This window comes from Kitasatospora sp. Ki12 (assembly GCF_054601375.1).
This window is the reverse complement of sequence record NZ_BAAIHT010000001.1, coordinates 26,883-38,212: the sequence shown is the minus strand read 5'-3', so window position 1 is coordinate 38,212 and position 11,330 is coordinate 26,883. Positions and strand designations below refer to the sequence as shown.

The window sequence follows — 11,330 nt, the reverse complement described above, 5'->3', positions numbered from 1 at the left end:
CGCCCGAGGAGGGCGGTCGAACCGACGAGGTCGGGCCCGGCCGCACCGTCACTGCGGCCGGCAGGATCAGTGCGCCACGGTTCCCTCCCGCAGTCTGTCGATCATGTGCAGGGTCGATTCGATGGGGGACTGGGACGGTGCGCCCAGGGCCTCGGACACGTCGGGCCGTGCGTTCCATTCCTCGTGTCCCCGGAACGGAATCGTTTCTCCCGCGACGAACGGCGGAACGCTCCGGTACTGGTTGACCCCCTCCTGGGCCTGGCCTCGGACCAGGATCGGGTCGAGGTAGACACCCTCGCTGCGGATGCGCGTCGAGGTCGAGATGTAGCCGATGTCGAGGCCGCAGCGCCGGTTCGCCGAGGTGTTCGGCTCCGAGTAGTGCAGGAGATGGGGGTGGTGGATCGACACGTCTCCCGGGTTGAGTTCGATGTCCACGATGCCGCGTTCCCGGCTCCACTGCCGGACCAGGTCCTCGTCCGCGGCGGAGAAGAGCATGTTCGGCACGTCCGTGCGCAGGGAGGGTTCGTGCAGAGGAAGCCGGTGGCTTCCCGGGATCATGCGGAGGCAGCCGTTCTCCCGGTTGCTCGCGTCCACCGCGAGCCACACGGTCAGCGCCTCCATAGGGTCGAGCTTCCAGTACGCCCCGTCCTGGTGCCACAGGACCGATTGCCCGTCATGGGGCGGCTTGCAGATGTAGTGCGCGGTGAAGCAGGCGAGATCCGGTCCGAGGAAGGCCTCCGCGATGTCCACCAGCCGGGGATCGGTGATCAACCGGACCCAGAACGCGTCGTTGCGGATCAGCGGGTGGTGCAGGTGCTCCGGCCGGAGGTCCGGGTACCTGCTCATCAGCCATTCGACGTGGCTGCGGGCTTCCGCTATCAGGTCCTCGGGGATCACGTTCCTGATGACGGCGAATCCCTGTTCCTGGTAGTCGGCCTTCAGCCGCTCCAACTCCGCCCGGTCGATCGTCCGGCCCAGTTGGTCCGTCGCGTTCATGGGTTGTCCTTCCAGTGAGTGTGTATGTCGGCGGCCCCATCGGCATGGGGCTCCGGATCTGCCTGTGCGGCCGACGTCCACGTCCGGCGCTCGGCCCCGGGTCAGTCCGCCTCCCACTCCGGGGGCAGCGTGCGGATCGAGCGCATCGGTGAACTGATGAGGAGGATCAGTGGAATGCACATCTCCAGGACACCGACCCACAGGGAGACGCTGGTGGTCGTGGCGCTGGCGACGATGCCGCCCATCACGGATCCGAGCGGGGTGGCGCCCTGGGTGACGACGTTGTTGGCGGCCGTGACGCGACCGAGGAACCGGGAGGGGGTGACCCGGGCCCGCAGCCCGGCCGTGGCCACCGCCCTGCCGACGACGACGAAGCCGACGCATATCTGGGCCGTCGCCGCGAGCGGCACCGCCGCACCGCGGAAGACCGAGGCGAGCGGCGCCGCCACCAGGGCCACCGGCGTCAGGGCCGAGAAGACGAGTGTCATCCGGATCTCTCCCAGGGAGCGCCGGAGCCTGGGACAGACGAGGGAGGCGGTGAAACCCGCGAGTGCGCCCAGCGTGGACAGCAGGCCGAACATCCACGAGGAGAGGTGGATCTCCTTGAGGAGGAACACCGGCATCATCGAGAGCATCATGCCCGCGCCGAAGTTGTTGAGCGCGGCCTGAGCGAAGAGCAGTCGCAGCAGGGGCTGGTCCCGCAGCACCCGGATGCCCTCGGCGGCCTCCCGCCAGAAGTGCCGCTTGGCCGCGGGCTCGGCCGCGGGCACCTGACGGTCGACCCGGATCCTCCGCACCATCAGGGCGGATCCCAGGTGGCACACCAGGGTGAAGCAGTACAGGAGCGGCGCTGCGATGTTCTGGGTCAGGACGCCGGCGACGCTCGGCGACACCGCTTGGACGGCGGTCTGGGAGGTCTGCAGCCGGGCGTTCGCATCGGCGATCCGCTTCTTGGGCAGGATCTGCGGCAGGATGCTCGCGTGGGCGACGTCGAAGAACACACCGCAGACGCTCACCGTGAAGGCCACGGCCATCAGCTGCGGGACGCCCAGGCCGCCGAGGGCGTAGGCGATCGGGATGCTTCCGAAGGAGCATGCGTACATCAGGTCGCTGGCGATCAGGACGCGCTTCTTGGGCCAGCGGTCGACCCAGACGCCCGCAGGCAGGCCGATGAGGAGGTAGCCCAGCCTGCTGCAGAAGAAGATCGCACTGACCTCCAGCGGGCCCGCGTGCAGCAGGAGGAGCGCGGTGACGGGTAGGGCGAAGCTCGCCACCTCCGCCGCGGCGTTCCGCATCGCGTTGGCCACCCACAGCCGACGGAACTCAGGATGACGCAGAACGTCGCTGGATCCGTCCGGGTCGGGGCCCCGGCGTGTGTCGTTTCCAGCCGGGACGGGCGGGGATGCTGGCACCTCGTTCAACTTCCTCTGTCAGTCGACGTGGACGGTGTGGCCGCCGGGTTCGGGCGGCGCGGGCAGGGCGGCGAGCTCGGTCAATCGTCGGCGATCGGTCTTCCCGTTGCTCAGTGTGGGCAGTTCGCCCTCCAGATAGCGGATCTCCTGGGGGACCATGTAGTGCGGGAGCTGGGAGACGAGATGGCTGCGCAGGGCCTCGACGACCTCCGGCGCCGCTGCGGTGACGAAGAGGGTGATCGCACTGCTGAAGACCGCGTCCGGACTCGCCACGGCCGCGCAGGTGTGGACGCCGTCGAACGCCCGGGCCTGCCGTTCGACCTCGCCCAGCTCCACGCGGAATCCGCGTGACTTGATCTGCGTATCGCGCCGGCCCCCGAACTCGAACTCGCCCCGCGCGTTCGCTCGCACGTAGTCACCGGTCGCGTACCAGTCCAGGTGGTCGGCGGTGCGGACCATGGAGCGCGCGGTCTGCTCGTCGTCGAGGTACCCCTTCATCAGCATGCTCCCTCTGACCAGGAGCTGCCCGGTGGTCCCGTCGGCGACCGGGGCGAGATCATCGTCGACCACGACCACCTCGGCCCCGGGCAGGACCTTGCCGATCGGGATCGCGACGCCCTCGTCCTGCATGCCCCTGACCTCGTGGAAGGTGCACACGTTGCTCTCGGTCGGGCCGTAGACGTTGAGAAGCCGGACGTGGGGCACCGCCGACAACAGGGCGTTGACGTCTCCCGCCAGGAGCGCCTCGCCGCCCACCACGGCCGCTCGGAGCCCACTGAGCTTCGGCAGCAGTCCCGTTCCGTGGCGGGCCAGCCACACCAGCGTGGACGTGACGGCGTACCAGATGGTCCCGCCGACCTGCTCGCAGAACTCGATGTACGTCGCGGGGAAGAGCGCGGTGCTCTCCGGCATCAGCGCTACGGTCGCTCCCACCCGGGCGACGGCGAACAGGTGCAGGACCGTGGGGTCGAAGTGGAGCGGGGCCGAGTTGATGACCACGTCGTGTTCGGTCATCTCCAGCTCCTGGACGCACCAGTCCACGAACGCGGAGGCACTGGCGTGGGTGTGGACCACGCCCTTCGGCGCTCCCGTGCTGCCGGAGGTGTGCAGCACGTACGACAGGTCCTCCACCGGGGCGCGGACAGGCTCGCTGCAGACGGCTACCCACAGACCGTCCTCCGGCCCGTGGCCCTGCGGCAGCCGGTACCAGTCCAGGGCCAGACCGGAGGCCTGCCACTGCTCGCGGAACTCCGAGCTCACGACCAGTGCTCGGGGCCTGGTCCGCCGTGTGATCAGTTCCGCCCGGGCGAAGGGAGCGTGCGGATCGAGGGGGACGTATCCGGTCCCCGAGCGCAGGATGCCGTGGATGACCGCGACGGCGACGGCGGACTTCGGTCCGTGCCAGACCACGCATTCGCCGGCCCCGACGCCGTGCCCGCGCAAGGCAGCGGCGACCCGCTCGGCGACGCCGTCGAGCTCGGCGTACGTCAGGGTGAGCGAGCCGTCGGTCACGGCCGTTCGGTGCGCGTGCTTTCTCGCGCTGGTGCGCACGTCCTCGGCGAGGGATCGGTGGTTCATCGGGACGCCGCCTTCGTGGCCACGAAGTCCCGGATGGCCCGGGTGGTCGCGAAGTGAGTGGGCCGGATCTCGGTGTCCCGGATGGTGATGCCGAACCGTTCCTCCAGTTGCGCGACCAGCTTCAGCAGCGACAGCGAATCGATGACGCGACGCTCGATGAGCGGGGTCTCGTCGTCGACGTCCATGTCCTTGGCAAGGTCCTGCAGCAGAGAACGGACGGTCGCCAGCGTCGTGTCTTCGGACATCAAAGTCCCAGTCCTTCCGCGATGATCTTCGTTTGCATGTCGGACGTCCCGGAGTAGTAGCGGCTGACCACGGCGTCGGCCGCGAGACGCAGTGCCCCGGTCTCCGCGAGGACCGAATAGCCGCCGTAGAGGTCCGGGAGTTCCGCGCAGAACCTGTTGAACTCCGTGCTGACGTGGAGTTTCGTCAGGGAGGCGCGAGGGTGGTCGAGGGTGCCGGCGTCCGCGGCGCGCGCCGAGGCGAGGAGCAGTTCCCGCGCACTGGTGAGGCTGAGGTGCATCCGCACCACCCGTGCGCGGACGGTGTCGAACGAGCTCAGCGGTCGGCCGAACTGCTGCCGCATGCGGACGTGGGCGATCCCGTCCTTCAGGGCGCGCGACATGAGACCGAGGACCGGCGCCAGGATGAAGGCCCGCTCGTGGCGCATCGCGTGCATGAGGACGGCGAGGCCGTCCCCGACTCCGGCGAGGACGGCGTCGGCCGGCAGGCGGCAGTCGTCGAGGTGGAGGGAACTGAGCGCCGCGCCGTCCAGTGCGGCCTTCTCGACCGGTGCGCCCACGCTGAAGCCGGACGTGTCGCGGGGCACCAGAAAGGCGGTGAGGGCGGCCAGGGGGCTTCCGTCGCCGGTGCGTGCCAGCACGATGAAGACGTCGGCCGTCGGGCCGTTGGTGACCAGGGCCTTCGTCCCGTTCAGAACCCACCCGCCGTCCGTCGCACGGGCAGCGGTCGTCCGCAGGGAGAGCAGGTCCGAACCCGCGTCGTACTCGGTGGCGGAGAAGGCGCCGACGGCTCGTCCGGTCAGGAGGGCTTCCAGGTGGCGTTCGCGCTGGGCGGGCGTGCCGAAGGCGGCGATCGGCTCCTGGCAGGCCCACATCTGGGCGGCGAGGGAGAACGCCAGCCCACCGTCGCCGGTCTGCTCGGCCAGTGTCTCCAGCGCGAGGCAGGCCGCTTCGTATCCGAGGCCGGCTCCTCCGAGTTCGTGCGGGACGGCGAGGGACGTCAGCCCCTGGCGTGCTGCCTCCCGCCAGGCCGCCGGGCCACCGGAGGACTTCGCCGCCCACGCTCGGAAGCCGTGCAGCCATTGCGTGAACTCCGCTTGCGCGGTCGACGGCGTGGGTTCGTCGTGCATCATCGGCGTTCCAGGATCGAATCGGGCTCGGGGACCCCCCACTTGACCACCTGGTGGGAGGGGCCGGTCGCAAAGCGCCGGAAGGCGGAAGGGAACTGGTCCACCGGGGTCAGGAGGAGCAACTCGCGCTCGCGCCCCACCCCGAGGTGGCCCTCCAGCCAGGTGAGGACGTCGTCGACGACGTTCGTGCCCCGGTACCGGGGCCGCATGCGCATCTCGTACATCAGGAGGCGCGGCAGGCTGGCGGGGCGCAGACGACCGAGTTCGACCAGGGTGAAGACGGCGATCACCTCGCCGTCGTCCTCGACGACGTGGAAGGTCGTGCCGGGAACGGCACCGGCGGGCTCGAGGCGTTCGGCGACGTCCTCCACCGAACCCCGCTGGTGGATCTCGTGGATGGCGGCGGCGTCCTCCGCTGTCGCAGTCCGGACCGTCCGCTTCGGGTCAGCCACCGGCGACCGCCGTCACGATGAGCAGGCTGCTCCGCGGGGGGATCTGCGTGTCGGGGTTCCTGACGCTGTCCTCACCCAGATAGGCGCTGACGAACGGCAACAGGGCACCGGAACCGTCGGTCAGCCGCTTGCGCAGGTGCGGGTAGCGCTCGTGGATCTGGCCGATCACGTGGGAGAGCCTGCCGCTGGCGACCGTGAAGGTCGACTCGTTCCCGGCGTACGGCGCCAGCGACTTGGGCAGGACGACCTTCACGTCGCCCACCGCCTCCTTGCGTGCCCGCCGCTCCTCCCAGTGCCGGACCGCCTCGCTCAGACGGGAGTCGTAGTCCGCGTCGGAGATGAAGCCGTGCCCCCGACCGTCCCGAAGGCGGACGGCCCGCACACTGTCGTCGTATCCCAGCGATTCCATGATCGGGCGCAGGTGGTGCAGGGCGAAGTAGGCGTCGTTCTCCGGGATGACGGCATAGAGGAGCCGCGCCGAGCCGGCGGAGTTCCAGTCCCGCAGGACCTCGGTGATGACGGCGGGCTCGGCCATGTCCGGCAGGTCCAGGAAGGGGACCGCCTCCCGCTCCCACTGCGGCAGGACGGTCGGATCGTTGTGCGGGGAGACGGCGAAGACCAGGTCCTCACCGCCGGCCCGGGCGCAGTACTTGAGAGCGGCGTAACCGCCGGAGGACAGGCCGTGCCAGACCGTGCCCCGGAGCCCCCACTGCTCCATGAGCGAGTCCTTGAGCCGGAGTACCTGGGGCAGGAACTCCTCCTCCCCGAGCAGGAACCAACCACATGCGGACTCGCTGGTCTGGCGGATGATCGGATCCGAGAAGGAGAGGCAGACGGCCTGTTCGGCGCTGGCCCACTGCTTGCGCGCGAAGACCGGGGGCACATGCCGTTCGATCATGCTGAATCCGTGGAACAGGATGTGCAGGTAAGGGCTGGAGACCACCTCGGGTCGGGTCACTTCGTATTCCAGGACGTAGCCCCGGGAATGCTGGAAACTGCCTCGTATCGAATTCACGGAAACCTCGCCTCAACCAAGGTGGTGCTGACTGAAGTCGTTGGGAATGATCACCGGGAACAGCAGTGCCGCCCGGCGCGGGGGCGCTTGGCCGGCGCTCGGCACCAGTCTGCTGAAGTCCTCGCTCGGTACGACCTGCCGCGGCCGGAAGGACAGCCCGTGCTGCCCGGCCAGGTCCTCCAGCCGACGGACGACGGCCTCGTGCACGGCGTGGGTACCTCGGGTGCTCCGGTACAGGAAGCCGGCGGGGACCGATCGGAGCAGGGCCTTCGGCAGGCGCTCCGGCAAGGTGAGCACGTAGTACCTCGGCCAGTCGCCGCGCCCTCCGCGTTGCAACCAGCTGCGGCCGAACGGCCGCAGGGAGGAGAACATCGCGAAACTCCAGTCGAGCTTCCAGCCGGTGACCACCAGACCGGCGTTGAGCAGGAACAACCCGCCGACCACCCCGTGCACGGCGGTGACGTTGCCGCCGCCTGCGGAGGGCGGCTGCGGCCACGCGAGCGACGCCGCGCACACGACGCCGTACACGAGTCCCTGGAGGACGTCCTTGGCCATCAGGCCGAGCGACCGGGGGCCCGCTGCCGTTCGACCGAGCGCCAGCGCGAGCACCCCGAAGACCGGCACCGCCCACCAAGCGGGGTCGGCGGCCGCGGGCAGCGCCAGGGCACCGCTGACCGGCGACATCACCAGGGACCACAGCGCCAGGGCGACGATGGAGAACGGGAAGTTCCCGGACACGCCGAACGCCGCGTGCATGGCGACGGCCAGGACGAGCGCCGGCACCACGCCGTCCGGAACGCAGAGGAGGACACCCACCGCGAGCTCGATCAGCACGACTCCGGCCGGCGTCCACCGGAGCTGGAGGCGGGTGGGGCGCACGCCGAGCAGACGGCAGTAGAAGGACAGGACGGCCCGGCCCGCGCTACGGCTGCTGAGCAGGTACTCGCCGTGCAGCTTGAACAGGGTCGCGGACAGGTAGACGCCGACGAGGAGATCCCGCGCGACGACCGGTACCAGGTGGTGCGGGACGAACGCGAACGCGACCGCGCAGACGCCGCCCAGCCAGGCGTGGTTGGCGAGCCGCCGCTGCACGCCGAGCATCCAGAGCAGCACCGACGCCGCGCAGACCCATCGCGTCCAGGGCGCACCGTCCCACAGGGCCGCCGCCAGTGCCACGGGCAGTGCCAGGAGTTGGCAGGCCGCCGTGGCCCAGCCGGGCAGACGGACCGCGAACACCGGTGCGTAGTTGTGCCTGAGCGATCGCAGGCCCTCTTCCCATGTCCGGCTGACCTGGTGCACGAGAAGAGCCGCGACGATGACGGCCGGTGCGTTCAGAGCTCCCCCGTTCATGCCGACAGCATCCGACCTTCCGTGTAGACGAGGCCGGGGCAGACGACCCGGACGACGCTGAACGGCGATTCCTCTTCGGAGAGTTCGAGGAACAGCGGGTCAAGTCCGGTGACGTCGCGGATCCGCCGGACCACCTCTGCCAGCTCCCCGTCCATGTCGTCGAAATCCGCTCCGTGCCCTTCGAGGGCGGCACGGAAGTGACAGCCTCCGGAAGGCGCCGAGAACGGTGCGGCCGTGCTGGAGTCACGGGCCAGGGAGAAGTCGGAGGGGATGTCGTCGCGGGTCGCACTGATCTCGGTCAGACGGCTCTGCACCGCCTCGGTGACGGCCCTGGAGAGCGCGACACCGGGGTCGAGGTGGGACCCGGACCCGGCGCACACGACCGGGAACAGCGTCGACCACACATAGGCCGCGAAGGTCGGGATCCCGAACCGGTTGGGCAGGCAGACGATCTCGAACTCGACGCCGGCATCACTCACCTGGTCGAGCAGGGAACGCACGTGGTCGTCATCGATCGTCGCCGGGTCCACGATCATGCGCGTCATGCCGCCTCGATCGGCACGGCGTGCCATGACGTCGCGCTCGACGGCTTCGTAGAGTCCGTGCAGGCACGCCTCGGCGGTGTCGTTGCCCGACGCGAGGCCGGTGCTACTGGCCTGGAACAGCCGGGGCCGCCAGAAGTGGCCCCCACTGTAGGACAGGCGCACCAGGTCCAGCGGGACCGGAACGGTGGCGCCGTCGACCAGCGAGCGCGCCGGAACCCAGCACAGCGTCAGCTCCTCCAGCCAGTCCGCGCCCACCCGCAGGTTCAGGTCGGCGAGGGCGTACGGCAGGTGCAGCTCGGCCGTCGACGCCCTGAAGGAATCCGGCGCCGGGCGTTCCGCGTGCCACAGCTCGATGGACTCCATCACCGCGGAGAGTTTGGCAAGAAGCGGGGTGGCTCCCTTTCCCTGGGAAACGGCCAGCGTCTCGGAGGCGGGGCGCACGGCCAGGAACACCGGGATCCCGATGACGTCGAGCCGGGTCACATCGGCGATACGAGTGATCCCGTAGTCCGCGAGCCGCGGCGCGATGCGGGTCCATGTCGTCTCCGGTGCCACCGACCGGTGGGTGCCGGCCAGTCTGAGCTTCCGGGGACTGGTCATGGATCCATCAGTTACGGCCGGCATGGTCACACGTCCTGGATTCCGGGGCACCGGGGAGGGCCGAGAGATCGGTCAGGTATCCGATGAGGAAGGGGCGCAGTGCGTCGGCCGCGAACCGGAGCGACAGAAATCCGCGGCGCGACGATTCCTCCCGGAGCCGTCGGCCGTCTGTGGCCCCGAGCGACCAGATGCGGGACAGCACGGCCGCACACGTCGATTCCGCGATCTGGGAAAGGCCGCGCGCGGGGTGGCGGTCCAGGTGCTCGCGGGTGGCAGCCAACCAGCGTGTCGCGGTGTCCCGATCGAGGGCCGTCTCGCGGCCGAGCAGGACCGCCCGCTGCGCGGCGCTGCCGAGATCGGGAACGGGGCAGATGACGCTGGTGATCCGATGGGCGAGACCGGGCTGTGCGAGCCACTCGACGGCCTGCGGCCCGATTTCACTCCGCAGGTGATCCGCGAGCGAGGCCTGCGCCCTGCCGAAGCCGAGTTCGAGGTATTCCCACCAGAGTTCCGGGAAATCCGGGCGGAATATCTGCTGATAGGCCAGCTGCTGGTACGCCAGGAGCGGTTCGTGGCCCGGCTGGAATCGGTTTCGCCAGCGCCGGTGGTATTCGGTCCGCCAATCCCGCCCGTTTACCGCTTCCAGCGGTCGGCGAATTCCCGCGGAACCAGCCCTATTTTGTGCCTCCGCTATCGCGGCGAGTGCGTCGCTGCGTTTCTGGTCGAAGCGGTCGGGATCCACTTGGGAGTGGATCCGGAACCATTCGGAGAATTCTCCTCCACCATTCTGCTCGGCGATCGAGAGAACGCGGGAGTGAGAGCGCAGGGGATAGTACTCCGCCTCGAAGAGCGCGAGTAGACGCCCGACCTCGTCGCCGTCGACGATTCCCTCGGCCTGCGCGGTGGTGAGCGCGCCGTAGAGATTCACGAGCGGAACGTTCAGGCCGGTGAGCGGTCCGCTGTCACCGTGGGCGACACTCACGGCGTCGTCGCCGTCGAAAATCCCGTCACGGTACCACTGGAACACCTTGCCGACGCCGATCATGCCCTGGGATTCCAGCTCCACCGCGCGCAGCGCGCCTATGCTGGAGGCCCCGATGACAGTGACTCCCCGGTCGATGGCGTCCAGGATCTCCTTGTGCCGCAACGCCAGACTGTGGTGGTAGACCCCGTCGAGGACGACGGCGACGTCACCCGCATTGATGCCGCCGGCGAACAGATCGCCGTGGCGGATCGGGCCGCGCACAGTGACGGTCGGAAATGTGCGGCGTATTTCAGGTTCGGGGCATGACGGCCCGACGAACACATGAACCCCCATGCCCCTCCCCCTTTTGCTACCGACTACCCCAGGCGGCGGTCAGGCCTGGGCGGCTTCCGCGCCAACCGGCACGGAAAGCTGCTGAGTCAGTCCTTGACCTCGCTGTCGGTAATGACGAGCGGAGTGTCGGCGAAGAGCGCCTCGAAGTCGTCCTTCGTGAGCTCCTCAGTGTCACTGACAAGCTGGACCTGCTCGGACATTTTCTCTCCCATCTGTACGCGGATGGACCTTAGCGCTCGGTGAACGCAATTTGAGGTTACGTCCCAGGAGTATCAGAGTCCAGGCCTTTTCGCAATGTCCGATTCATGTCAAATGTCAATTAAGTATTGTTTCACCAGCATTGCCCAGCGAGGCCTGTCCGCCATTTTGCCATTCATTTAACATTCCTGCTCGGTCGAGGGTCCTGGCGATTCCGAACAAAGTCGGTCGGTATGCGGATCGGTCGTTCGCGTCCGCCCTGATCAGAAGACCGCGGGCGTGGCCGCCCGTGGCGCGGGCGCCTCCGGGAGGCTGATCGGACCGCGCGGTTGGATCGCACACGGTTCCATCACACTCGCCGACCCCCAAGGCCGGGCAACGAGGCGGTCGGCGTCTCGCCCTGCGCGGCACGAGGCCCCGGTCCGCCCTTCGTCGCCCCTCGTCGACGCACCGGCGAAGCCACCCCGACCCCGGCGCGGCACGCGAGCTGCAGC

10 protein-coding genes are annotated in these 11,330 nt (G+C 69.1%); all 10 read right to left on the bottom strand.

The features are described 5' to 3' along the window. Nucleotides 1–66: 66 nt before the first annotated feature. Nucleotides 67–996, bottom strand: coding sequence for a phytanoyl-CoA dioxygenase family protein (locus ACYP53_RS00165; RefSeq protein ID WP_459646311.1), 930 nt, complete (start codon nt 994–996; stop codon nt 67–69). A gap of 101 nt (nt 997–1,097) precedes the next feature. After that, nucleotides 1,098–2,408 carry an MFS transporter gene (locus tag ACYP53_RS00160; protein ID WP_459646310.1) on the bottom strand — a complete coding sequence of 437 codons (1,311 nt, stop codon included), beginning with the start codon at nt 2,406–2,408 and terminating at the stop codon, nt 1,098–1,100. Between the two features lie 18 nt (nt 2,409–2,426). Continuing rightward, nucleotides 2,427–3,986: an amino acid adenylation domain-containing protein gene (locus ACYP53_RS00155; RefSeq protein WP_459646309.1), complete on the bottom strand. Its 1,560-nt coding sequence runs from the start codon at nt 3,984–3,986 to the stop codon at nt 2,427–2,429. Further along, on the bottom strand, nt 3,983–4,231 hold the full coding sequence (locus ACYP53_RS00150) for an acyl carrier protein (RefSeq protein WP_459646308.1): 249 nt from the start codon (nt 4,229–4,231) through the stop codon (nt 3,983–3,985). Before ACYP53_RS00150 ends, ACYP53_RS00155 begins: the two co-directional genes overlap by 4 nt. Continuing rightward, on the bottom strand, nt 4,231–5,361 hold the full coding sequence (locus ACYP53_RS00145; RefSeq protein ID WP_459646307.1) for an acyl-CoA dehydrogenase family protein: 1,131 nt from the start codon (nt 5,359–5,361) through the stop codon (nt 4,231–4,233). The genes ACYP53_RS00150 and ACYP53_RS00145 overlap by 1 nt, the downstream gene beginning before the upstream one ends. Further along, nucleotides 5,358–5,810, bottom strand: coding sequence for a GNAT family N-acetyltransferase (locus ACYP53_RS00140; protein ID WP_459646306.1), 453 nt, complete (start codon nt 5,808–5,810; stop codon nt 5,358–5,360). Before ACYP53_RS00140 ends, ACYP53_RS00145 begins: the two co-directional genes overlap by 4 nt. Further along, on the bottom strand, nt 5,803–6,768 hold the full coding sequence (locus tag ACYP53_RS00135; protein WP_459646305.1) for a ubiquitin family protein: 966 nt from the start codon (nt 6,766–6,768) through the stop codon (nt 5,803–5,805). Before ACYP53_RS00135 ends, ACYP53_RS00140 begins: the two co-directional genes overlap by 8 nt. A 69-nt stretch (nt 6,769–6,837) precedes the next feature. Further along, nucleotides 6,838–8,175 (bottom strand): hypothetical protein, encoded by a 1,338-nt coding sequence (locus tag ACYP53_RS00130; protein ID WP_459646304.1) that lies wholly within the window; start codon nt 8,173–8,175, stop codon nt 6,838–6,840. After that, complete coding sequence (locus ACYP53_RS00125; RefSeq protein ID WP_459646303.1) at nt 8,172–9,275, bottom strand: YcaO-like family protein; 1,104 nt, start codon at nt 9,273–9,275, stop codon at nt 8,172–8,174. Before ACYP53_RS00125 ends, ACYP53_RS00130 begins: the two co-directional genes overlap by 4 nt. Nucleotides 9,276–9,327: 52 nt before the next feature. After that, nucleotides 9,328–10,638 (bottom strand): TfuA-like protein, encoded by a 1,311-nt coding sequence (locus tag ACYP53_RS00120; RefSeq protein ID WP_459646302.1) that lies wholly within the window; start codon nt 10,636–10,638, stop codon nt 9,328–9,330. Nucleotides 10,639–11,330 lie beyond the last annotated feature (692 nt).